Genomic DNA, 24266 nt, shown 5'->3' on the forward strand with positions numbered 1-24266 from the left:
TTTGGCCGGGCACCGGGCTGTCGGCAGGGCAGATCAAAGCAGGTTAAAATAGAGCGATGAATTACCTTGCCCACCTGTTTCTGGCGCAAAGCTCGGTAGAGTCCCAGGTCGGGAATCTGCTGGGTGACTTTGCCCGTGGTATCAGGCCTGACCAACTCCCCTCAGCCGTGCGCAGAGGGCTCTTCAATCACCGCTTGGTGGATCGTTTCACCGACCAGCATCCGCAGGTACGTGAGCTGAAAAGCCTGATCAGTCAGCCGCGACGTCGCTTTGCCGGCATCATGCTGGATATGGTGTTCGATCACTATCTTATTAAACACTGGCATTGCTACAGTGAGCGGTCATTCAGCGATAGCTGCCGGGATTATTATGCCAACCTGCAGCGCGGCCGTGCGCTGATGCCGTTGCCTATGCAGCAGGTTACCCGGCGCATTACTGAACAGGACTGGTTCAGCAGTTATGCCGAGATTGAGGGCATCGGCTATGCGCTGGACCGGGTCGCCACCCGGATTCGCTTCCCGCATCAGTTTGCCGGTGCGGTCATTGAACTGCGTCAGCATGAAGAGGCGATCGAACAGGGCTTTCTGCGCTTCTTTCCGCAGCTCTGTGCCGCGGTAGATGACGCCGCGCTTGAGCGGCATCCGGTGGACGAACCGGGTAGCCCGGCGCAGGGCTGATGCTGTCGGCGGGCTGATTGTATCCGCCACAAAACCTACGCCGTGGACAGGCAATAGGTTATGATCGGTTTCATAAAAGTTTCGCCGGATTGTCACATACGCCAGGGGCGGGTCTGCGTTAGCATAGCGGCCTTCCGGCCCCAGCCAGTAAAGGATCTTCAGCTTAATGACCACCCGTAAACCTGTGACCAGCGCTTCTGTTGTTGCGTACCTTCGCCAGTGTATCCGCAAAGGGGATCTGAACCCGGATGACAAGCTGCCTTCCGAGCGGGAGATCAGTGAACGGCTGCAGACCACCCGGGTGACAACCCGCGAAGCGCTGAAGCAACTGGAAGCTCAGGGGGTGATCTATCGTTCTAACCGGCGCGGCTGGTTTGTGACCCCGGCACGTATCAACTATGACCCGAGCCGGGTGATGTATTTTATGGATTATGTCGCCGAACAGGGGTTAGCCCCTTTCAGCCGGCAACTGCTCAAGCAGCAGATCCGGGCCGATGCGGAACTGGCGCAGCGGATGGGGATTGAGGTGGGCGAACCGCTGGTTGAGCTGCACCGCCTGCGTGGCGCAAACGGTCGTGCGGTTTACGTTGAGCAGATCTTCCTGCGGGAGAAGCTGCTGCCGGAGATCGGGCAGCGGGAGCTGGAACAATCCGTCAGCCGTGTGTTGCATAATGATTATGGCACCCGCTATGGAAAAGCTGAGCTGAGTCTGACCGTGGGCTCTCTGGCCGAGCGTGAGGCCGAACTGCTGCAGGCACCGGCGGGCTACACCTGCATTGAGATTCAACGTCTCTCTTATACCCCCGGTGGTGAAGTGATGGAGTACGACATCGAACACTGGCGGCATGATGCCATGCAGCTTCAGGTGTCGATTGGCGAAAACTAAGCAACCTCTGCCCCCGTCTTCTTGGCACTCGGGTTGCGCTGAGGCCCCCCCGCCGTGAGGGCTTGGTGTTACGCCCTGATCTTGCAAACAGTTTCCCCTGATCCGCTAACATTTTCTGACCCTGTCTGATCCCTTCCCCGGGCCGTCACGGCGGGCCCATGTACCTCGGGGAACCTGAGCATCCGTCCTGTTCGTGTTCTGTATATCCTGAAGCCAGAGTACCGCACGGGTTCCTTCGCATTAGAAAAGGTCGGGGATGGATTAGAGAAAAAAACAATCACGTAACATAAACGTCAAAAAGGCTATCTATCATATTTCACTATCTACTGGTCTAGACCAGATAACTTATAAGGTTAAGGAGAAGACGGTGAAATTTGCAAACAAACTTGGTACTACGCTGATGACGGGCCTGCTGGCCGGTACAGCGCTGATGGGTACCGCTCAGGCGGCAACTGAACTGACTGTTTACACAGCAGTAGAAGCAGAAGATCTGAAACGCTACGCTTCTGAATTCACTAAGAAAAACCCGGATATCAAGATCAAGTGGGTGCGTGATTCCACCGGTATCGTAACGGCTAAACTGCTGGCAGAAAAAGAAAACCCGCAGGCCGATGTGGTCTGGGGTCTGGCGGCCACCTCTCTTCTGGTGCTGAAAGGTCAGGATATGCTGAAGCCTTATGCGCCACAGGGTGTTGAGAACCTGTCTGCTAAATTCCGCGATGCTGATGAAGTGCCTTCCTGGGTGGGTATGGATGCCTGGATCGCGTCTATCTGCTTCAACACGGTAGAAGCTGAAAAGCACAACCTGCCTAAACCGACTTCATGGGCCGATCTGACCAAGCCGGTCTACAAAGGCCATGTGATCATGCCGAACCCGAACTCTTCCGGTACCGGTTTCCTCGACGTTTCCTCCTGGTTGCAGATGTACGGTGAAGAGAAAGGCTGGGCATTCATGGACGGCCTTCACCAGAACATCAGCCGTTACACTCATTCGGGTTCCAAGCCTTGTAAGCTGGCGGCTGCCGGTGAAACCGCCATTGGTATCTCTTTCGCCTTCCGTGGCGCCAAGCTGAAGAAGAAAGGCGCGCCACTGGATCTGGTCTTCCCGACTGAAGGTCTGGGCTGGGATATGGAAGCGGCTGCGATTGTAAAAGGCACGCAGAAACTGGCAGCGGCTCAGAAGCTGATGGATTTCATCGCGTCCAAAGAAGCCAACACCATGTACAACAAAGGCTATGCGGTTGTCGCTATGCCGGGTATTGCACAGCCGGTTGAGTACTTCCCGAGCAACGCTGAAGAGCTGATGATCGATAACAACTTTGCCTGGGCTGCAGAAAACCGTAAGGAAATTCTGGCTAAGTGGCAGACCCGTTACGACAGCAAGTCCGAACCTAAATAAGGGATTGCACGGACACCGCGCCCCGCATCGTGAGGGGCGCATTTTCTGAGAGGAGCCTGCTCCTCTCGTTGTTTTTATTCACAGGCGATATCGCCACCTCAGCAGGACCCAGGCCATGACGGATTCCTACCTGAAAATCATAGAACTGGATAAACAATTCGGTGATTTTGTTGCATTAAAAAATATCTCGCTGGAGATAAAAGAGGGGGAATTTGTTTGCTTCCTTGGGCCATCCGGTTGTGGCAAAACCACGTTGCTGCGTGCGATCGCCGGTCTGGATATTCAGACGAACGGGCGGATTGTTCAGGCCGGGCGCGATATCTCCTGGCTGTCGCCCGATCGACGTGACTTCGGCATTGTTTTTCAGTCTTATGCTTTGTTTCCCAATCTGACCGTGGCGGAGAATATCGCCTACGGCCTGCGTAATCGCAAAACACCGCGAATTGAACAGCGGGCCAGAGTCAGTGAACTGCTGGAAACCATCGGTCTGCCGGATGCGGATGCGAAATACCCGGGGCAACTCTCCGGTGGTCAGCAGCAGCGCGTTGCGCTGGCACGGGCGATTGCAACGTCACCCGGACTTTTATTGTTGGATGAGCCGTTGTCGGCACTGGATGCACGGGTGCGTCTGCACCTGCGCCATGAGATTAAAGAACTGCAGCGCAAGCTGGGTGTGACCACGATTATGGTCACCCACGATCAGGAGGAGGCGCTGTCGATGGCCGACCGGATCGTGGTGATGAATCAGGGGGTGATCGAGCAGGTCGGTACCCCGGAAGAGATCTACAGCGAACCGGCGACCCCGTTTGTAGCGGAATTTGTCGGCACTATGAACTTCTTCCCCTGCAGCGTGCTTGACCATGAAACCGTCACTCTGGGCGGCAAAAGCATGCGTTGCCTGCGTCCGGCTAAAGGTCAGGTTAACGGCAGTGCCCGGCTGGCGATCCGGCCGGAAGATATCCGGGTGCGCAACACGGCGAAGTCGGCTAACCAACTGCTTGCCGGTGTCGGTGCAATGGAATTTCTCGGCTCTTTCGTGCGTTCAGAACTGAATGTAGACGGGATTGCGGAGCCGGTGATTGCAGACTTTTCCATGAACGATATCCGCGACCTCAATATCACTCTGGGGGATCGCCTGGTGCTTGACCTTCCGGAAGAACGACTGCATCTGTTTGCCGGATAAAAGACGATGAGTATTTACGAAAACCTGCCCTCCACCCTGACCGGTGAGACGGCCATTAACACCCCCAAAGCCAGCCTTTCCCGTGACCAGATTCTGCAGAGCGGCGGCCTGCTGGTAGCCAGTGTCATTCTGCTGATTACGCTGGTGATGCCTCTGTACTCGATTCTGTCGAAGAGTCTGGAAGATCAACAGGGCAACTTTATCGGCCTGAGTAACTATGTGGAGTATTTCGCCACCCCGTCACTCTCGGTGTCGATCACCCATACACTGACGATTGCAGCGATTACCACGCTGATTGTGATCAGTCTGGCGCTGCTCACCGCCTATGCGCTGACCCGTACTTGCATGCCGGGACGGGGAATCTTCCGGATTCTGCTGATGGCGCCGATCTTTGCGCCCTCTTTGCTGCCGGCGATCTCTCTGGTCTACCTGTTTGGTAATCAGGGCGTGCTCAAAGGGATGCTGATGGGCGAGACCATCTACGGTCCGATCGGTATCGTGATCGGCTCCGCGTTCTGGTGTTTCCCGCATGCGCTGATGATTCTGATTACGGCGCTGTCGAATACCGATGCGCGGCTTTATGAATCAGCAAAAGTGTTGCGCACTTCAGGTCTGCGCACCTTTCTCACCATCACCCTGCCATCGATCAAGTATGGTCTGATCAGTGCGGCGTTCGTGGTCTTTACGCTGGTCATCACCGACTTTGGCGTGCCCAAAGTGATTGGTGGGCAATACAACATGCTGGCCACTGATATCTACAAGCAGGTGATCGGGCAGCAGAACTTCTCAATGGGTGCTGTGGTATCGGTGGTACTGTTGCTCCCGGCGTTACTGGCGTTTGCCGTGGATCGCTGGGTACAGCGGAAACAGGTGGCGTTACTCTCATCCCGGGCCGCGCCGCTGGTGCCGAAAAAAGAGCCTCAGCGTGACTGGATTATGCTCCTGCTCTGCCTGCCGGTACCGGTGATTATCCTGACCGTTCTGGGGATGGCCGTGTACGCCTCATTGGTCAGCTTCTGGCCCTACAATCTGGAACTGAGCCTGAGTAACTATGAGTTCGACCTGATGGACGGCGGTGGCTGGGGCGCGTACTACAACTCTCTGGAGATGGCGGCCTGGACGGCGCTGTGCGGTACCTTCTTTATCTTCTACAACGCTTATCTGGTGGAGAAGGTGAAGGGGCTGAAGCTGTTGCGCACCCTCTACCATCTGGTGGCGATGATCCCGCTGGCCGTACCCGGTATGGTGCTGGGACTGGCGTACGTGTTTTTCTTTAATGCACCAGACAATCCGCTGAACGGAATCTACGGCACCATGTCGATTCTGGTGATCTGCACGATCTCTCACTTCTATACGGTGTGCCACCTGACGGCGATTACCGCGCTGAAACAGATCGACAGTGAGTTTGAAGCGGTCTCCGCTTCGCTCAAAGTGCCGTTTTACATCACCTTCTGGCGGGTGATTCTGCCGGTATCCCTGCCCGCCTTGCTGGAGATCGGCAGTTATCTGTTTATGAATGCCATGACCACCGTATCGGCGGTCGTGTTTATCTACTCTGCCGACACCATGCTCGCCTCGGTCTCGGTACTGAATATGGATGATGCCGGAGATATTGCCCCTGCGGCAGCGATGGGGGTGCTGATTATGCTCACCTGCATTCTGGCCAAGCTCCTGCACTGGGCTTTTTCCCACTACCTGCTGAAACGAACCCAGCGCTGGCGTAACAGTTAGCCGCCGCGTTGCCCCCGGGGCTGAAACGTAAGCACCGGGGGAATAATTTAACCAAATTGTCATCGCTTTGCGCTGTTATAATCTGGTCTATACCAATTATCATAGACCGCGCAGATTATTACCCTGGATTAACCTCGCAGGCGCATAAAAGCCGTCTGCTGCAAGATGTAACCGGAGCCACCATGAGTAGCCAACAGCCTTTCCTGCTAACACCGGGACCGATCAATACCAGCATGAGCACGAAGCAGGCGATGCTGTCTGATTGGGGATCCTGGGATCAGGATTTTAATGCCATCACCGCGGAGGTCCGGCAGCGGATTCTGCAGTTAGCCAACGCTGAACAAAGCCATGTCTGTGTACCCGTACAGGGCAGTGGCTCGTTTGCAGTGGAAGCGACGCTGGGCACTCTGGTGCCGAAAGATGGCAAGGTGCTGGTGTTGATGAACGGTGCTTATGGCAAACGGATCGCGCAGTCTCTGGCTTATATGGGGCGTGAATCCTGTGCGATCGATATGGGCGACTATGCGCCGCCGCAGCCTGAAGCCGTGGCCGCGCGACTGGCAGAAGACCCGTCGATCAGCCATGTGGCGCTGGTTTTCTGTGAAACCAGCTCCGGCATTCTTAATCCCGTGGCGGAGATTGCAGAGGTGGTTCGGCAGGCCGGTCGTGGCCTGATTATCGACGCCATGAGTGCCTTTGGCGCACTGCCGGTAGACGCACAGACCCTGCCATTTGACGCGCTGATTTCGGCCGCCAACAAGTGTATTGAAGGGGTGCCGGGCTTTGGTTACGCGATCATCAGGCAACCGGTACTGGAGGCCTGTGAGGGCAACGCGCACTCCCTCAGCCTCGATCTTTACGATCAGTGGCGTTACATGGAGAAAACCGGGCAGTGGCGCTTCACGCCGCCGACCCATGTGGTGGCCGCCTTTCTGCAGGCGCTGAAAGAACACGAAGCCGAGGGCGGTACCGCAGGCCGTTATGCCCGTTATGCGCGCAACCGGGACCGCATGGTTGCCGGCATGCGCCAACTGGGTTTCCGTACCCTGCTGGAAGATCAGTGGCTGTCGCCGATTATCACCACGTTCTTCAGCCCGGCGCATGAGAACTTTGAGTTTCGTGAGTTCTATGACCGCCTCAAGGCCCACAACTTTATCATCTATCCGGGCAAGCTGACTGAGGCGGAAAGCTTCCGTCTGGGGCATATCGGTCAGTTGTTTGATGAACAGGTCGACCAGTTGCTGGAGGCGATGGCCGCCGTGCTGGATGAGATGCAGATCACACTTTGAGAGTTAACACAGGATTGAACAATGAGCTTTTCTTACAAGCGTAGCTATACCGGTCCGGTGACCGCGGTGATTTTTGACTGGGCCGGAACCACCATCGATTTTGGCTCACTGGCACCGATTAAGGCGTTTTGTGCGCTGTTTGCTGAAAACGGGGTTGAGATCAGTCTGGATGAAGCCCGTGCCCCGATGGGTGCCGAGAAACGTGAACATATCCGTCAGATTCTGGCGATGCCGCGGGTTCATAAGGCATGGCAGGAGGCCCATGGCCAGCCTGCGGATGAGGTGGTAATCGATCGCCTGTATAACGATTTTGTACCGCTGCAGATCGCAGCAATTGCTGAACGGGCAACGCTGATTTCGGGCGCGCTGGAGACCCTAAACTACCTTCAGGCGCAGCAGATCAAGATCGGCGCCAACACCGGCTACGCAGCGGAGATGATCGTTGATCTGCTGCCGAAAGCGGCCGGGCAGGGCTACCAGCCGGCGTCTAATGTCTGTGCGCCGGATGTACCTAAGGGGCGTCCTTATCCACATATGACTCTGAAGAATATGCTGGAGCTGGAGATCGAAGCGGTACAGTCGGTGGTGAAGGTGGATGACACCCTGATCGGCATTGAAGAGGGACTCAACGCCGGGTGCTGGACGGTAGGTGTAGCGATCAGCGGTAATGAAGTGGGTCTGGATCTGGAAGCGTGGCAGGCGCTCAGCGAAGCGGAACAGGATAGCCTGAGACAGCAGGCTTACGCCCGCTTCCGTGCCTGTGGTGCCCACTATGTGATCGATTCGATCGCGGATCTGCCTGAGGTGATCGAAGATATCGAAGCGCGCCTTGCCTGTGGCGAGCAGCCATGACCGTTTCATGTGAGAGCGGTAACCGCATGCGCTTCAGCCATGGGGCTGAAGGTTGTATTACCCGGTTACCTTATTGCCCGTCACTCCTGTGGTGACGGGCTTTTTTTCAGCTCCCGGTTATACGGTTCATTGAACCCTATGAGGTTTGCTGCGTAGCTGTTGAGTTATCTGATATTGCGAGCGTCCTGAAAATGAAATCTGAGCCTGATTACCTCAATCCACAAATTCCTGCGGATCTGCCGTGGGTGAATATTCCGGTGATTGTCGCCACGGAAGAGAACATTGCGCCTTATGGCCGTCTGGTGGATTCCCCGCAAGCGGCAGAAATTGAAATTGTCCGCTGGCCGGCACAGGGCTGGCGTCCCGTGGATGAGGGTACCGGTGATGAGGGTGGCACCACGCAGGGAACCTTCTTCTCCCGCTGGTGTGGTGATCTGCTCTACGGCAGCAACGAGGCGGTAGGCGGGCACTATATTCTGGGCTACGGTCAGGCACCGGAGCTGGCACAGGAGGATCATCAGCAGGCGCCGCAGCAACTGCTGTTGTGGCACGCCAACTATCATCCGGATGGAGGTCAGTTGTTTTTCCCCAATCAGAAACGCCCGTTTCTGGTGCCTCTGGCGCTGCCGGGAGACGATGTTCAGCCGGATCAGTTTGTCTGTTTCTGGTTCAGCGGTGAACAGGGGCTGTGTATCCATCCGGGAATCTGGCATGAGGGGGTGTTTGCGATCTCCGGTGAACAATCTTTCTATGATGAGCAGGGAGCGGTACATGCCCGGGTCTCGGTTGATTTCCCACGGGAGTTCGGTTGCTTGCTACAGATCGATCTGAGTGACCTGCCACAGCCGGTATGAGCTGAAGTGCGCCGCTGGCACCGGGTGTGTTTCGTCCTTTACAACGTCGGCTGGGTTTTGCGCCCGGATCAGGTATGCTGCCAGTTGATCTGAATGAATCGGGCGACGAAGTGATGATGCAACTGGGAGAGATCAACGAGCCTCTGCTGGTGTTTGGCGGGCCTTACAGTAATCTGGCGGCGACCCGCGCGATGCAGCAGCGTGCTGAAACACTGGGCATACCGCCGCAACGGGTGATCTGTACCGGTGATCTGGTGGCGTACTGCGCAGAGCCTGTGGAGACCGTTACACTGCTGCGGCAGTGGGGCTGTCACCTGTTGATGGGCAACTGTGAGGAGTCGCTGGCAGCCGGCGCCGTTGATTGTGGCTGTGGCTTTGACGAGGGCTCCGCCTGTTCGTTGCTGGCGGTAGACTGGTATCGGTACGCGCAGCAGAGGCTGGACGCGGACTGTTGCCACTGGATGGGCAGGTTACCGCGGGTGATCGGGTTCACACTGCAGGGTAAACGCTACCGGGTTGTGCATGGCAGTGTCAGCCGTATCAATGAGTTTATCTTCGCCAGCAGTGACCCCCTGTACAAACAGCAGCAACTGGATCTGGCCGGGGCTGATGTGGTGCTGGCAGGGCATTGCGGTCTGCCGTTTGGTCAGGCGCTGGAGCGGGGTTACTGGTTGAATGCCGGGGTGATCGGCATGCCCGCTAATGATGCCCGAACCGGTGGCTGGTATCTGCTGCTGACGCCGCAGGCTGATGGTACAGAGGCGCGCTGGGAGCGGTTAGATTATGATCCTGCGCCAGCCGTGGCGCGGATGGCGCAGGAAAACCTCAGCCCGGTTTATGCTCAGGCATTGCAGACCGGGTTGTGGCCGAATCAGGATATTCTGCCGGCTATCGAGCAGGCACAACAGGGTAAGGCCCTCTCTCTCAGGCCGATTTTAATTCGCTGATCAGGCAGTTCCGGCCCTGACGCTTGGCGCAGTAAAGGTTGTTATCTGCGGCATCCAGTGCCGCTTCCAGACTGCTGTACTGGCCGGCCCGGGCCTCCACAGCGCCGATGCTGATGGTGTAAGGGATCACCTGATCCTGCAGTGTTACCGGGTTGGCTTCGACCAGTTTTCGCAGGCGCTCCAGCGCCACTTCAGCTTCTCCGAGCGGCTGGTTCAGAATCAGGGCAAACTCCTCCCCGCCGATTCTGGCGACCAGATCACTCTGCCGGATCTGTTCACGCAGCAGGTTGGCCAGTTGAATCAGCACCTCATCACCCACCGCATGGCTGTGACTGTCGTTAATCTGCTTGAAGTAATCGATATCGATCATGGCGATGGTCAGCGCCGCGTCATCGCGCTGGTTCCGGTGCCATTCGCGGTGTCCGGCGAGGGAGAATCCACGCCGGTTGAGCAGATTGGTCAGGGGGTCGGTAATGGCCTGAGTATGGAGTTTCTGTTTCTCCTCTTCGAGCGCCTGCAGGGCTGACTTAAGCTTCTCTTCCGATTCCAGTAACGCTTCATTTTGCAGGGAGAGCATCTGCCCGCTCTGCTCCTTCTGCTGCATTAACTGGCTCAGATTCCGGATCATCTTGGCAAATGCCTTGGCCAGTGAGCGAACCTCCGAGTGCTGGGAGGTGAGTTCATGATCCACCCGCACGCTGAGATCGCCGTCTGCGGCTTTGACGGCCAGCGCTTCCAGATGTTTGATCGGCTGAGTGATCATCTCGGCAAAGATATAGGCGATGATCGATCCGAGAATGATGAACAGGGCACAGATCAGGAAGATCCGGTTACGGATCTCATAAAGACCGGCATAGAAATCATTCAGGCTGGCGCTGGCACCGATCACCCAGTCCCATTCGGGGATGTAACTGACCGCTGCTGCTTTGGGAATGGGCGATCTATCATTCAGTCCGCGCCACTGATAGTAAACCATCCGGGTATCCCCCGGCGGTTGATTGATCGCGGTACTGATGATGTGATTGACCAGAGAGTGCCCATGCTGATCGCGGATATCAGACATATCTTCACCGTCGCGCAGGTGATCCCGGGAAACCACATATTCACCGCGGCTGTTGAATACCCAGAGGTAGCCATGCTCACCGATCTTTTCATGGGCCATCCGCAAACGTAGCTGGTTCTGGAGTTTGTGGATCAGGTTACTGCTTTTGTAGTCGGTTTCATTGATCGTGACACCCACCACCATCTGCCAGTTAGTCAGGTAGGCCAGTGCACTCTGGCGGTAGAGGTAGACGCCATCGGCGGTCTGTCGCCACGGATAGCGGATGGTGACCACCTCGCCGGATAGCAACCGGGCGCGGGATTGTTCAATTCGGGTGATAAAGCCATTGTAGAAACGGACACTGGACGCGTCGGCAAGAAATTGCGGATTGATCAGTGCCTGATTTTGTTCATTCAGCAGAAAAATATGTCCGCTGCGATTCAGGCGCACGCCGGCCATATGTTGCAGAAGAGTATGATGCAGTGGCTCCCCCGGTACCGGTTGGGCTGCATAAGGTAAGGTGGAGAGTATATTCTGACTGAGCTCCGCCACCGAAATGATCCGTTTCAGAACCAGCCCCTCCTCGCGGCGCAGAACCCGGTCGTTCTGGTCGATCAGGTCATAAGCCAGCGAGACAATCTCTTTGTTGCTCTGCTGCAGACGTGATTCCAGTTCGTTATGGGCAAAGCGCTGGTAGGAGAAATAACCGGCGACCCCCATCAGCACGGTGGGCAGGGTCACCAGCAGGATACAGAGCAGCATCAGTTCCCATTTCAGTCCGATTCGCTTCATGCCTTACTCTTTGTAGTAACCGTGAAATTCAAAAATATCCTCCCACTCCCGGGTCAGGTTATCGAGGCTGTCCCGGGCCGAAATCCTGTCGCTGAACAGGTACTGGCTCCAGTTACGCTGGGAACTTTCCAGCAGCTCGGCATACTCCGGTACGGTCCAGAAATCGCGGACAAAGCCGAAGGATTCGCTGAAGGCTGCGTGCAGGGGGGAGGCATTGATAAACGCCGGTGAGTGCATAATTTCAATGTGGCAGCTCAGTCCGCCCAGCTCCGACCAGCGGGCCTGGGTTTGCTTGCGGATAAACCAGCGCAGAAAACGGAAACTGTGCTCTTTTTTCTTCGAGTAGCTGATCACCGAGATACCCTGACCGCCGAGCGAGGTCGCCCGGCCCCCGGGGCCTCCCGGGGTCGGGAAAAAGCCAATCTGATCGGCATAAGGGTTCTTCTCAGGATCGAGCAGCTCCGGGGCGATGGCAAAATAGGTCATCGCCATGGCGACCTGACCGTCGATTAAGGGCTTGTTGGAGCTGGCGTGGGTGTCCAGATAATAATCACGCCATTCGGGGTTGTTGAACTGCAGCAGGCGCTTGTAGAAGGCCAGTGCCGTTGTTGCCTGACCGCTGTTGAGGTAGTCCCGGATCTTATAGCTCTGGCGGTCACCCAGATCTGCACCCCAGGACCAGAGCACCGACTGCATGGCCATGGTCAGGCCATCATAATGAGGATCAGCCCAGGCCATCAGCCCCCAGAGCTCCTCTGCCGGGCGGTTGAAAAATTCGGCCAGGTCGTAAAGCTGCTGCCAGCTTTGCGGGACAGCCAGAGGGTAACCATAACGCTGCTGAAAGTTACGTTGTTCCTGCGGATCGTTGAACAGGTCTTTACGGTAGGCAAAGCCCATGGCGTCACCCTCTACCGGAATAGCCCAGTAAAAATGGCTGCCTTTGGGGTACTCCGCGTAGCCGCTCATCGCTGCCGGCACAAACGCCTGCAGGACATTGTGATCTCTGACCCAGTGACTGAGGTTAATGTAGTGGCCGTTTTCGGCACCGAAGCCCAGCCATTGGGAGTCGCCGATCACCATATCGTAATAGGCGCTTTTTTCCGCCATATGGCTGGCAAAGTGTGGTTGGAATTCAGACCAGGAGCGCTGTGCCACCTCAACCCGGATACCGGTTTCGGCGGTGAACTCATCGGCCAGAGTTTGCAGATAGTCAGCGGGTTTCCACTCAGCCCAGAGAATCCGGATGGACGCTTCACGTTTGGGTTCGAAAAACTGATAGGCGTCCGCCTCGGCCTGATGTTGTGACAACAGGTTAGAGGCAGCCAGTGTGATGACAATAATCGACGCCAGTAGCAGGATCAGGGCCGCAGCTACTCTTTTCATACTGCTAAACTCACATGAACCCTCAGGTTTTTTATCAAGCTTATGTCATATACGGCAGGCAGACTATAGAGAAAAAGTGCAATGTGTCTGGAAGTATAGGTCATCTGTCGGGACCCTGACGCTAAAATACAGAGAAATGGGGAATTCTGGAGAATGTTCAGAGCCTGCTGCATCAGTCTGATCGTGTTACTCTCCCTGCCGGTTCAGGCAGAGGACAAAAACTACCGTTACGCAGTGACGGATGAGAGCTGGGTACCCTACTGGATTGTTTCAGAAGCGGGCGTCGAAGGGATCTTCAGTGATCTGATGCAAGCGCTCGACCGATACCTGAATCTGCCGGTGTCTGTTCAGGCCCTGCCCGGTACTCTGCCCCCCAAACGTGCTCAGATGCTGTTTCGCAGTGGTGACCTGCAACTGGAGTGTTGTGTGAACCCGCTCTGGCGGTTGCCGCAGGATGGCGGGGCGGAAGATCTCTGGAGCGAGGCTGTTCTGGCGTCTGAAGAGGTGCTGATTTTTGCCCGGGGGCAGGCTTTTCCCTACCACCAGTTGACGGATCTGAAAGGTAAAAGGATCGCCACCGTACTGGGTTACGGCTATGTCGGTGATCATCTGTTTTTACGTCAGGACAGTACCCGCAGCACCGCTCAGTTAATGATGGTGGCAGACCGGCGGGTCGATGCCGGGATTATCGACCGGAACGAGCTCGCGTATCTGTTCAGAAATGAGCCCCGGGCGCGCCGGTTAAGGCATCTGATTGAGATCGGGCCGGTGGTTAATCGCTCCGCGCTGAAACTGCGGATTAACCGCGATCACCCGGAACTGCTCGAACCTGTCAACAGCGCCCTGCATCAGATGAAACAGGATGGCACACTACAGCGGCTTATCCGGCATTATATTGAGACCCCCTGATCTCCGGCCGTGGCAGCCTTTGATCTCCCGTAAAGGCAGCCTCCCGAAGTTGCCTGAGACTCCCCTTTTCTGATCCCGACTGAGTGGTTACATGCTTTACCTTAACGTAAATTTAAGGTATAGATTAGGGTAAACCCCTACATGGAAACCCTTATGGATCTCTCACTCACAGAAGAACAACAACTGATCCAGGACACCGCCAGGCGTTTTGCCGAAACTGAACTGGCACCGGTGGCCGAGAAACTGGATCAGACAAAAGACAAATCCATTTTGCTGGCCAACTGTAAAAAGCTCGCTGAACTGGGCTTTATGGGACTGAATATTCAGGGCGAATACGGTGGTACTGAAGCCGGTGTCGTGGCGTTCAGTGTGGCCATGACCGAGATCGCCCGTGCCTGCGCGTCAACCGCGGTGACCATGTCGGTCACCAATATGGTGGCAGAAGTTATTCAGGCGATGGGCACCGATGAGCAGAAAAGCCATTACCTGCCGCTGATCTGCAGTGGTGAGTATGCTGCCGGCAGTTTCTGCCTGACCGAGTCCGGTGCGGGTTCCGACCCGGCTTCTATGCGCACTCAGGCGGTGAAAACTGATCAGGGTTACGCCATCAGCGGTACTAAACAGTGGATTACCAGCGCTGAGTTTGCCGGTGTCTTTGTGGTCTGGGCCGTCACGGATCCGGAAGCGAAGAAAGGCAAAGGTATTACCTGTTTCCTGGTGGATGCGGACAGTGCCGGTATTACGGTAGGCCCGGCTGAGAAGAAAATGGGCCAGCATGGTTCGGCGACCAATGAAGTTCACTTCGATAATGTTGAAGTGCCGGAATCGGCGATTCTCGGTCAGCTTAACGATGGTTTCCGTCTGGCGGTAGCCGAACTGGCGGGTGGGCGTATCGGTATCGGTTCACTGGCGCTGGGCGTAGGTCTGGCGGCGATGGATTTTGCCACCGCTTACACCACCGAACGCAAGCAGTTTGGTCAGGCTATCTCCAACTTTCAGGGGCTGCAGTGGATGATTGCAGACCGTTACACCGATCTGGAAGCGGCGCGCCTGTTGCTGATGAGCGCTGCGGACCGGAAAGAGCGGGGTCTGCCGTTTGCTAAGGAAGCCTCAATGGCCAAAGTCTTTGCCAGCGAAAAAGCCAATCAGGCCTGTTACAGCGCACTGCAACTTCTGGGCGGTTATGGCTACATGCAGGAGTATCCGCTGGAGCGTTATGCCCGAGATGTACGTATTACCTCGATCTACGAGGGAACCAGTGAGGTTCAGCGCCTGATTATCGCCCGTGAAATTCTGCGCGAATTCAACTGAGAGCTGATCGATGCAGCCGCTTAACGGACTTAAGATTCTCGACTTTTCGACCCTGTTGCCCGGGCCTTACGCCAGCATGCTGCTGGCGGATCTGGGCGCAGAGGTGGTGCGTCTGGAATCTCCGAGCCGGGATGATCTGGTACGCAGCATGGAGCCGCAGATTGAAGGGCAGTCCGCGGCGTTCCGCTACCTCAACCGGGGCAAGCAATCCCTCTGTCTCGACCTGAAGCATCCGGCAGCGGTTAAAGTTATCCACAGTCTGCTGGATGAATTTGACATCATCATCGAGCAGTTCCGTCCCGGTGTTATGGATCGGCTGGGTCTGGGTTACGAGGCCCTCAAGGCGTCTCATCCCGGGCTGATCTACTGCTCGATTACTGGCTACGGTCAGACCGGCAGCTACGCCGAAAAGGCCGGCCATGATCTTAACTTTCTTGCCCTCTCCGGTTGCGCCAGCCATATGGGTCGGGCCGCTCAGGGGCCTGCACCGCTCGGCGTACAGGTGGCGGATATTGCCGCCGGTTCGCACCCGGCGGTGATCGGCATACTGGCGGCTGTAATTCAGCGACAGCGCACGGCAGAGGGCAGCCACATTGATATCTCCATGGCGGATAACAGTTTGGCGTTACAGGCGCTGATGGCGCCCGGTGCCCTGAACGGTGGCCGTGTAGAGAGCTACGAAAGTCACTTTCTCAACGGTGGCGGATTTTACGATTACTACCGGACCCGTGATCAACGCTATATGGCCGTTGGCAGTCTGGAGCCACAGTTTAAGCAGCGTTTGCTGGAAACTCTGAACGCTGCTGAGCTGGCCTGTCTGGATGATGCGACCCTGAAAGTGCGCCTGCAGGCGATCTTTATCCAGCAGGATCTGGCTCACTGGCAGCAACGCTTTGCCGGGGTGGATGCCTGTGTGGAACCGGTTCTGAGCATCACCGAAGCGGCAGAACATGAACTGTTTCAGTCCCGCGAAATGCTGCTGACCGGTGCCCGTGGCGAGCGCCAGATCGCACCGGCGATCCGCTTTAACGGGCAATCCCCGTCTTTACCTGACCCCGCCCCGAGCCGGGGACAGGACAGCGATGCAGTACTGGCCCGCAGCGGGCTGGATAAACAAGAGTTAGAGAGCTTCCGGCAGTCAGGGTTGTGTGGCTGATGCCATGCCTGCCTGCGGTTAAGAATAACAATGATAAATATGAGAGAAATAAAATGACTACGGAAAACTATCAGGACTACTACGATAAGTTTGACCCGGCCATGATCGAAGAGCTGATGATCGGCAATCTCAAGGATGGCTTCAACGTATGCGAAGAGATTGTTGATAAGTGGGCCGAAGGTGATCGGGTTGCGCTCAAGTACGAAGGTGCTGAGCGTCCGTCTTCACAGCTTACCTTTGTCGAGCTTAAGGAAAAAGCTGCGCAGTTCGCTAATTTCCTCAATTCTCAGGGCATCGGTAAAGGTGACCGGGTTGCGGCGCTGCTACCCCGTACGCCGGAGCTACTGGTAGTGATTATGGGTACCCTGCGTGCGGGTGCGGTGTATCAGCCGCTGTTCACCGCCTTTGGTTCGGGTGCCATTGAATACCGGGTACAGCAGGCGAGCACCAAACTGGTGGTCACTGATCCGGCTAACCGTCACAAGCTGGATGATGTAACCGGCTGCCCACCTGTCCTGATGGTTAACCGTGATCAGGCCGACGCTAAATACGCCGGGGATCCTGATTTTGGTGCTGAAGTCGGCCGCCAGTCTGCCGAGTTCGAACCGGTTCGCATCGGCAAGGATGAGCCTTTCCTGCAGATGTTTACCTCCGGCACCGTGGGTAAATCCAAAGGGGTGGCGGTACCGAGCCGTGCGATTCTTTCGTTCTACGTCTACATGCGTTTTGCCATTGGCCTGCGTCCGGAAGATACCTACTGGAACGTCGCAGATCCGGGCTGGGCTTACGGCCTCTACTACGCGGTGGTAGGGCCGCTTCTGCTGGGTAACACCACCCACTTCTGTGAAGCGGCGTTCACCCCGGAAACCACCTACGACATGCTGCGTAAATACAGCATCACGAATCTGGCGGCAGCGCCTACAGCCTATCGTATGCTGATGGCTAACGATGATGTGCTGGGTGCGGATGATAAATTTAATCTGCGCGTGGCCAGCAGTGCCGGCGAGCCACTTAACCCTGAAGTGATCAGTTGGGTGGATAAACGGCTGGGTTGCCCGGTGATGGATCATTACGGCCAGACCGAAACCGGTATGACCGCCTGCAACCATCACGATCTGGAACAGAGTGTTGTCCGGGTGGGGTCTATGGGCTTCTCTATGCCGGGTCATCGTGTGGTGGCGCTGGATGGTGACTACAACGAGATCACTGAGGGAGAAACCGGCCAGTTGGCAGTGGATGTGGATAACTCTCCGCTGTTCTTCTTCCAGGGCTACACCTGGCAGGAGAAAAATCCGTTCCATGGTAAGTACTACCTGACCGGCGACGTGGTGATGAGTCACGGTGACGGCAGTTACTCCTTCACCGGGCGTGATGACGATATTATTACCACGGCCGGTTACCGTGTAGGGCCGGCAGATGTGGAGAGCACTCTGCTGGAGCATGAAGCGGTGGCTGAATCTGGCGTGGTCGGTAAACCGGATTCCAAACGCGGCGCGATCATCAAGGCCTATGTGGTGATCAAGCGTGAATTTGATCCGACTGACGAGCTGAAAGATGAGCTGAAGCAACTGGTGCGTACCCGTCTGTCGACCCATGCCTTCCCGCGTGAGATCGAATTTATGCATGAACTGCCAAAAACGCCGAGCGGCAAGATCCAGCGTTTTATTCTGCGTAACAAAGCGCGCGATGAGAGCGACGCCAACGTATAAGGGGTGGGCTCATGCAACCGAAAAACCCGGACTACGAGACAGAAACTCGCCGGGTTTTCGATCAGGCGCCCTTTATCCGACTGCTCGGGGCTGAACTGCTTGAGTTCAGCCCCGGCTTCTGCCGGACCCGGATTGTCCTGAACGAAAACCACAAGCAACAGGATGGCTTCGTCCATGCCGGGGTGCAGGCGACACTGGCGGATCATAGCTGTGGTACTGCGGCGGCTACGCTGATCGCTGCCAATCAGCGGGTACTTACCGCCGATTTCAGTGTTAACCTGTTACGCCCCGCCAGCGGTTTGATTCTGGAGTGTGAAGCCCGGGTCATTAAAGCCGGCAACATGCTGAGCGTGGCCGAAGGTGAAATCTACACGGTCGATAAAGTGCGCAAGCTGGTGGCCAAAGCCACGGTGACGCTGGCACTGGTTAATCTGGAGTAGGCTGAAGCGATGAAGATGAATTTTACCGAGATGCAGCAGTTCCTTGAGGAACACTTTCCTCAGGGCGCCCAGTACGGTGAACTGCTGGAACTGGGCAATGGCACCTCAACCATGCGCCTGCCGGTGGATGATCAGCACCTGCGCCCCGGAGGTACGGTTTCCGGCCCTGCCATGATGGGGCTGGCTGATGTGGCGGTCTATGCGGCACTGCTCAGTAAGATCGGACCGGTCGCGCTGGCGGTGACCACCAACCTGAATATTAATTTCCTGCGCAAGCCGGCGGCAGACAGCGATATTATCGCCAAAGCACAGATGCTCAAGGTGGGAAAACGGCTGGGGGTGGGTGAAGTCTCCATTCTCTCTGCCGGGGATGAAGAACCGGTGGCGCATGCCACCATGACCTATTCCATTCCGGTACCGGAGCAGCGCGGATGAGTAGTATCACCTGGGCCGATCGTATGCTGACCCTGCCTGACGGGCAGCAAATCCACGCTTTGCATGGCATTCATCCGCAGGGTGCCGGTAAACCAACGCTGGTGTTCCTGCACGAAGCGCTGGGTCATATCCGGATGTGGAAACAATTTCCGGCGCAGTTGGCTGAAACCCTCGGCTGCAGTGTGCTGATCTATGAGCGTCTGGGTTATGGCCTCTCCTCACCGATTACTCTGCCCCGGGCCGATGACTACCTGGTTCCCGAGGGCGAGCAGCGTCTGGGCGAAGTCCTGAATGCGGCGGGTGTGGATAAGGTAGTGCTGATCGGCCACAGCGATGGTGGCACTATCGCCCTGATCGGTGCGGCGGCACTTGGCGACCGTGTTGTCGCGATGATCACTGAAGCAGCTCATCTCTATGCCGATCACCTGACCCTGAAAGGGATTCGTGAAGCGGTGGAACTGTATCGCACAACAGATCTGCCAGCGCGCCTCGCACGTTACCATGAAGCGCGGACCGATCATCTGTTTCGCGCCTGGTCAGAAACCTGGCTGCGTGAGAGCTGCCATCAGAATATGGATTTCAGTCCCTGGCTCAGCGATATCCGTTGCCCGTCACTGATTATGCAGGGGAAGCAGGATCAGTACGGCGTGGCGGAACAGGTCACCGATATCTGCACCGGTATTGGCGACCATGCCGAGGCCTGCTTTGTGGATAACTGCGGTCATGTCCCCCATCTGGAGGCCGGTGAGGAAGTCATGCAATTAATGGCGGCGTTTATTCGGCAGCATACCTGAACCGGCTTAAAGCGATTTCTGCATACTGAAGTTGATCAGTTCAATCCCGTTTCTCTGAACGCGGTTTTCCCGAACCACCTCGAATCCCCAATGCCGGAACACCGGTTTTGCCAGATGGGAGGCTTCAACATAGAGGCGCTTCAGGCCCCGTTGCTGCGCCTGATGTAGCAGGTGCTGATAGAGGGCCGAGCCGACGCCCTGACCCTGAGTGTCGGGGTCGGTATAAAAGCAGTCGATATGGCCGTCTGCTTCCAGCTCAATAAAGCCGACAGGCCGGCCACCGGATTCGGCGATAAACGGACGGGTCTGTTCCAGTCGGGTTGCCCATTCTGCATAGTCTGGCGGCGTTGGTGCCCAGGCTTCCTGCTGTTGCAAGGAATAGATCGCCGGGTTGATGCTGTGCACAGCATGATGGAAAAGGTCGCTGATCGGGCGGGCATAGCGGCTTTGAAAGGGGCGAATCCGGATCATCCGATCGCCCCCTGCAGACAGGTGGGCATCAGCCCAGATCGTTGATTTGCGCGGCCTGTTTAACCAGCTCCGGCAGGCTGCCGGCGCGCATTTTGCTCATGACCCGTGAGCGGTGGACTTCAACGGTTTTCGGGCTGATATCAAGCTCTTCGGCGATCTGGCGGTTGGCGTTGCCAGCCACAACCAGTGCCATCACCTCTTTTTCGCGGCGGCTGAGGTTGGCGTAGCAGTCGAGGATCTCCTGCTGAGCGCCCTGTTCATCGCGTACCTGGCTGGCTTTGCTCAGGGCCCGGTTGACCAGACGCAACAGGACATCGCCATCAAACGGTTTTTCGAGGAAATCCATCGCGCCCTGTTTCATTGCACTGACCGCCATCGGGATATCGCCGTGACCGGAGATCACGATGATCGGCATGCTGATACCACGCTCCTGCATGATCTGCTGCAGGGCCAGACCGTTGATCTCCGGCATCCTGACATCCAGTAGCATACAGCCGATCTCACCGTCGAAATTATTCAGAAAATCCCGCGCCGAAGGGAAGGTGATCACTTTGTGATTGGCTGATTCCAGCAACCACTGCATAGAGTCACGGAAGTCTTCGTCGTCATCAACGATGTAGATAGTACCGGTCAGGTTTGCTTGCATTATTCTTCTCTTAACGGCAGTTTCAGATAAAAGTGCGTACCTGTTTTGCCGTCACTTTCAGCCCAGAGCTGGCCTCCGTGGGTCTCAATAATGGTCTGGGAGATGGATAAGCCCATGCCCAGTCCGGTTGATTTGGAGGTGTAGAACGGTTCAAACAGGTTAGCCAGCCCTTCGGGACTGATCCCCTTCGCTTCGTCCTCAACCGAGATATGGATATAGCCCTCGGTAGAACGAGTGCTGATAATAACGGGTCTGTAGGGTTTCTTACAATCGCTGTAGGCCTCAATCGCGTTGCGCATCAGGTTTAGCAGCACCTGTTCGATCTGGATTTTATCGGCCACCAGATCGGGCAGCTTCTGATCCAGATGAAAGTCAAAGGTAATATTGTGGTCCAGCGCCTCCTGATAGAGGAACGCACTGACCTCCTTACAGCTATCATTGACCGAAAATTCAATGCAGTGTGAGTCGGTTTTGCGCACAAAAGAACGCATCCGGCGGATAATGTCCGAGGCGCGTTTCGCCTGTTTCATAATCAGCTTCATCGCCCCGGAGACGGTCTGTACCGGATCATCGACGCCATCTTCCAGACGTCGCTGAGTGCCGTGGCAGTAGTTGAGAATGGTCGCCAGCGGCTGATTCACCTCATGGGCCAGACCGGTTGCCATCTCGCCGACCGACAACAGGCGTGACATATGCGCCAGCTCCAGTTGGTGGCGCTTGGCTTCCTCCTCGGCCTGCCGGCGCAGGGTGATATCGCGGCCGATGATCGAGTAGTACTCCACCTTGTCATCTTCACGGCGGTTACGATGAGCGATGATTTCGCGAATCTCTGCGACCCGGTTCAGATGTTCCGGCAGGTGCATCGGGATACTGCCGTACCAGACGCCGTGCAGAGAGGCGTGCTCCAGCGCATCTTTAACCAACCCGTTGAGTACGTCGGGACTGAACAGTTGGGGCAGGTAATAGATAACCGGGGTGTCCTTTTCACTGCCCAGCGTGTGATAGGCCGACTCGTTGAGGTAGGTCAGTTTGTGAGTCTCGTGGTTGCAGAACATGATCATATCGGAGGAGGCTTCCACCACCCGTGCCAGACGACGCATATTCCGCTGGGCCTCTTCCCGCTCGGTCACATCCCGCGATACACAGATAATCTCCATCGGCTTGCCGCGTTCATCACGGATCACCCGGCTGGTGGTTTCCAGCCAGATATAGTGGCCCTGCTTGTGCCGGTAGCGGTACACATTGGTGTACACCCCTTCACGATAGCGTACCCGATCGTCCCGTTTTGACAGGTTATCCGCGTCTTCCGGATGAAACTGCTCGTAACCGGCCATGCCGATAATCTCTTCCGGTTTGTAACCGAGTACCCGCTCTACAGCCGGGCTGGCATCGATGTAGGTCCATTCCGGGGTGGGGGTATGACGCGAAATCATATCGGTGGACTGCTCAGCAAGCAGACGGTAGCGGTCAGCTACTTCACGGCACTGGGCCAGTTCATCGATGGCGGTGTTTGACATAGAGGTCCCTAGGGAAATCCCTGTTAAAAATTCTAGATGATAATGGTATGACTTTAGGATAGTTTGAGTAATAAGGGAAATTACGTAGTATGTTGAGGAGCCTGTGGCTTTTTTCAGGTTCCTAAGGCTTCAGCACGACAATAAAAATTACCGGGGCGCAGCGGCACGGTCGATGGCGTCCTTACCGACGGTCAATCACAGGAACAATAATAATGAGTACTGCCCATAACCCGTATGCTCTGGGACTGGACCAGAACCAGGCCAACTTCGCAGCTCTGACGCCTCTGAGTTATATCGAGCGCGCAGCCTTTGTTTACCCAAACCACACCGCGACCGTGCATGGTGATGTGCGCCGTAACTGGGCGGAAACCTACAGTCGTTGCCGCCGTCTGGGCAGTGCGTTGCAACGTCGCGGCATCGGTCAGGGGGATACGGTGTCGGTGATCGCACCCAACCTGCCGGAGGTGTTCGAGTGTCATTTCGGCGTACCTATGGCCGGCGCGGTACTGAATGCGATCAACATCCGTCTCGATGCAGAGGCGATTGCCTTTATTCTGCAGCATGCGGAGAGCAAGGTGGTCATCGTTGAACGCGAGTTCTCCGAGGTGGTGCAGAAAGCTTTGCGCATTGCCGGAACCACGCCGCTGGTGATCGATATTGATGACCCGACCTATGAGGGCGGGGAGTTGATCGGCTCAATGGATTATGAAGCCCTGCTGGCTGAGGGTGATCCGGAATTTGCCTGGCAGCCGCCGGCGGATGAGTGGGATGCGATCACCCTGAACTACACCTCCGGTACCACCGGTAATCCGAAAGGGGTGGTCTATCACCACCGTGGGGCTTACCTGAATGCGATGAGCAATATCGTCTCCTGGGATATGGGTCGTCATCCGAACTACCTCTGGACGTTGCCGATGTTCCACTGCAACGGCTGGTGTTTCCCCTGGTCAATTGCCGCTGCCGCAGGCACCAGCGTGTCACTTCGACATGTACGTGATCAGGATATCTACGACCTGATCCGCAGCGAGAAAGTGGATCACTTCTGTGGCGCGCCGATTGTCCTGAATATGCTGAATAACGCACCGGATGAGATGAAAGAGGGTATCGATCACAAGATTAAAGTGATGACCGCGGGTGCCGCGCCTCCGGCTGCAGTGATTCAGGGCATGGAGGAGATGGGTATCGAAGTGACCCACGTTTATGGCCTGACCGAAACCTATGGCCCTTCAGTGGTCTGTGCCTGGCATGATGAGTGGGACGACAACACCCTTGAAGACAAGGCCCGTCTGAAAGCCCGTCAGGGGGTTAAGGCACCGATGCTGGAAGGGCTGATGGTCGCCAATCCGCAGACGCTGGAGCCGGTACCGCAGGACGGTGAGACTATGGGTGAGATCTTTATGCGCGGAAATCTGGTGATGAAGGGCTACCTGAAAAACCCGAGCACTACCGATGAGTCCTTCGAGGGTGGCTGGTTCCACTCCGGCGATCTGGCGGTTTGGCACAAAGACGGTTACATCGAAATTAAGGACCGCTCCAAAGACATCATCATCTCTGGTGGTGAAAACATCTCCTCGATTGAAGTGGAAGATGTGCTCTATCGTCACCCGGCGGTGATGGAAGCCGCTGTGGTGGCCAAAGCTGACGAGAAGTGGGGCGAAGTGCCCTGCGCCTTTATCAAAACCAAGGCCGGTGTTGAGGTGACTGCGGAAGAGATTATCGAATTCTGCCGCAACAATATGGCCCGCTTTAAAGCGCCGAAGGAGATCGTCTTTGGTGAGCTGCCAAAAACCTCCACCGGCAAGATCCAGAAATTTGTTCTGCGTCAGCAGGCTGATAGTTAAGG

At 56.2% G+C, this 24266-nt stretch carries 22 protein-coding genes; 17 read left to right on the forward strand and 5 right to left on the reverse strand.

From position 1 onward, the window contains the following. The first annotated feature begins 56 nt into the window (after window positions 1–56). The 9 genes from QUD59_RS08060 to QUD59_RS08100 all read left to right on the forward strand — a co-directional run bounded on the left by QUD59_RS08060 (window position 57) and on the right by QUD59_RS08100 (window position 9818). Window positions 57–677, forward strand: coding sequence for an acyl carrier protein phosphodiesterase (locus QUD59_RS08060; RefSeq protein ID WP_286240709.1), 621 nt, complete (start codon window positions 57–59; stop codon window positions 675–677). A 166-nt stretch (window positions 678–843) separates the two neighbouring features. Next, complete coding sequence (locus tag QUD59_RS08065; protein ID WP_286240710.1) at window positions 844–1563, forward strand: UTRA domain-containing protein; 720 nt, start codon at window positions 844–846, stop codon at window positions 1561–1563. A gap of 400 nt (window positions 1564–1963) precedes the next feature. Continuing rightward, a complete protein-coding gene (locus QUD59_RS08070; RefSeq protein ID WP_286241010.1) occupies window positions 1964–2962 on the forward strand; it encodes a putative 2-aminoethylphosphonate ABC transporter substrate-binding protein in 999 nt (332 codons plus the stop codon). Window positions 2963–3077: 115 nt separating this feature from the next. Beyond that, the gene (locus QUD59_RS08075; RefSeq protein WP_286240711.1) at window positions 3078–4145 is read left to right on the forward strand and encodes a putative 2-aminoethylphosphonate ABC transporter ATP-binding protein; all 1068 of its coding nucleotides are present in this window, start codon (window positions 3078–3080) and stop codon (window positions 4143–4145) included. Between the two features lie 6 nt (window positions 4146–4151). Beyond that, window positions 4152–5876, forward strand: coding sequence for a putative 2-aminoethylphosphonate ABC transporter permease subunit (locus tag QUD59_RS08080; protein WP_286240713.1), 1725 nt, complete (start codon window positions 4152–4154; stop codon window positions 5874–5876). A 182-nt stretch (window positions 5877–6058) separates the two neighbouring features. Next, the gene (locus tag QUD59_RS08085) at window positions 6059–7165 is read left to right on the forward strand and encodes a 2-aminoethylphosphonate--pyruvate transaminase (protein ID WP_286240714.1); all 1107 of its coding nucleotides are present in this window, start codon (window positions 6059–6061) and stop codon (window positions 7163–7165) included. A gap of 21 nt (window positions 7166–7186) precedes the next feature. Further along, window positions 7187–8017, forward strand: a complete 831-nt coding sequence (gene phnX, locus QUD59_RS08090; protein WP_286240715.1) for a phosphonoacetaldehyde hydrolase — start codon at window positions 7187–7189, stop codon at window positions 8015–8017. A 191-nt stretch (window positions 8018–8208) separates the two neighbouring features. After that, a complete protein-coding gene (locus QUD59_RS08095) occupies window positions 8209–8871 on the forward strand; it encodes an ureidoglycolate lyase (protein WP_286240717.1) in 663 nt (220 codons plus the stop codon). Window positions 8872–8945: 74 nt separating this feature from the next. Beyond that, window positions 8946–9818: a metallophosphoesterase family protein gene (locus tag QUD59_RS08100; protein ID WP_286240718.1), complete on the forward strand. Its 873-nt coding sequence runs from the start codon at window positions 8946–8948 to the stop codon at window positions 9816–9818. Here QUD59_RS08100 and QUD59_RS08105 read toward each other — a convergent pair. Both QUD59_RS08105 and QUD59_RS08110 read right to left on the reverse strand, forming a co-directional pair. Next, the gene (locus tag QUD59_RS08105; RefSeq protein ID WP_286240719.1) at window positions 9796–11652 is read right to left on the reverse strand and encodes a sensor domain-containing diguanylate cyclase; all 1857 of its coding nucleotides are present in this window, start codon (window positions 11650–11652) and stop codon (window positions 9796–9798) included. The two genes, QUD59_RS08100 and QUD59_RS08105, sit on opposite strands and share 23 nt — an antisense overlap. Before the next feature lie 3 nt (window positions 11653–11655). Further along, on the reverse strand, window positions 11656–13035 hold the full coding sequence (locus QUD59_RS08110) for an ABC transporter substrate-binding protein (protein WP_286240721.1): 1380 nt from the start codon (window positions 13033–13035) through the stop codon (window positions 11656–11658). 153 nt (window positions 13036–13188) lie between these two features. Between QUD59_RS08110 and QUD59_RS08115 the strand changes: the two genes are divergently transcribed. From QUD59_RS08115 to QUD59_RS08145, 7 genes are all read left to right on the forward strand, one after another. Continuing rightward, window positions 13189–13944 (forward strand): substrate-binding periplasmic protein, encoded by a 756-nt coding sequence (locus tag QUD59_RS08115; RefSeq protein ID WP_286240723.1) that lies wholly within the window; start codon window positions 13189–13191, stop codon window positions 13942–13944. Window positions 13945–14097: 153 nt separating this feature from the next. After that, the gene (locus tag QUD59_RS08120; protein WP_286240724.1) at window positions 14098–15255 is read left to right on the forward strand and encodes an acyl-CoA dehydrogenase family protein; all 1158 of its coding nucleotides are present in this window, start codon (window positions 14098–14100) and stop codon (window positions 15253–15255) included. 10 nt (window positions 15256–15265) lie between these two features. Continuing rightward, complete coding sequence (locus QUD59_RS08125; RefSeq protein WP_286240726.1) at window positions 15266–16411, forward strand: CaiB/BaiF CoA transferase family protein; 1146 nt, start codon at window positions 15266–15268, stop codon at window positions 16409–16411. A gap of 53 nt (window positions 16412–16464) precedes the next feature. After that, window positions 16465–18120 (forward strand): AMP-binding protein, encoded by a 1656-nt coding sequence (locus QUD59_RS08130; protein ID WP_286240728.1) that lies wholly within the window; start codon window positions 16465–16467, stop codon window positions 18118–18120. An 11-nt stretch (window positions 18121–18131) separates the two neighbouring features. Next, on the forward strand, window positions 18132–18560 hold the full coding sequence (locus QUD59_RS08135) for a PaaI family thioesterase (RefSeq protein WP_286240729.1): 429 nt from the start codon (window positions 18132–18134) through the stop codon (window positions 18558–18560). Window positions 18561–18569: 9 nt separating this feature from the next. Continuing rightward, entirely contained in the window at window positions 18570–18995 is a 426-nt protein-coding gene (locus tag QUD59_RS08140; protein WP_286240730.1) for a PaaI family thioesterase, read from the forward strand. Then, the gene (locus QUD59_RS08145) at window positions 18992–19789 is read left to right on the forward strand and encodes an alpha/beta fold hydrolase (protein WP_286240731.1); all 798 of its coding nucleotides are present in this window, start codon (window positions 18992–18994) and stop codon (window positions 19787–19789) included. Before QUD59_RS08140 ends, QUD59_RS08145 begins: the two co-directional genes overlap by 4 nt. A 6-nt stretch (window positions 19790–19795) precedes the next feature. Here QUD59_RS08145 and QUD59_RS08150 read toward each other — a convergent pair whose 3' ends face one another. The 3 genes from QUD59_RS08150 to QUD59_RS08160 are packed head-to-tail and all read right to left on the reverse strand — an operon-like array spanning window position 19796 to window position 22423. Further along, the gene (locus QUD59_RS08150; RefSeq protein ID WP_286240733.1) at window positions 19796–20260 is read right to left on the reverse strand and encodes a GNAT family N-acetyltransferase; all 465 of its coding nucleotides are present in this window, start codon (window positions 20258–20260) and stop codon (window positions 19796–19798) included. A gap of 28 nt (window positions 20261–20288) precedes the next feature. Further along, window positions 20289–20906, reverse strand: coding sequence for a response regulator transcription factor (locus QUD59_RS08155; RefSeq protein ID WP_286240735.1), 618 nt, complete (start codon window positions 20904–20906; stop codon window positions 20289–20291). After that, window positions 20906–22423, reverse strand: coding sequence for a PAS domain-containing sensor histidine kinase (locus QUD59_RS08160; RefSeq protein WP_286240737.1), 1518 nt, complete (start codon window positions 22421–22423; stop codon window positions 20906–20908). The genes QUD59_RS08155 and QUD59_RS08160 overlap by 1 nt, the downstream gene beginning before the upstream one ends. Window positions 22424–22635: 212 nt before the next feature. Here QUD59_RS08160 and QUD59_RS08165 point away from each other — a divergent pair, with 212 nt between their 5' ends. Then, entirely contained in the window at window positions 22636–24264 is a 1629-nt protein-coding gene (locus tag QUD59_RS08165; protein ID WP_286240738.1) for an acyl-CoA synthetase, read from the forward strand. The last annotated feature ends 2 nt before the right edge of the window (window positions 24265–24266 follow it).

The organism is Neptuniibacter halophilus (assembly GCF_030295765.1).
In the GTDB taxonomy this organism is placed as follows: domain Bacteria; phylum Pseudomonadota; class Gammaproteobacteria; order Pseudomonadales; family Balneatricaceae; genus Neptuniibacter; species Neptuniibacter halophilus.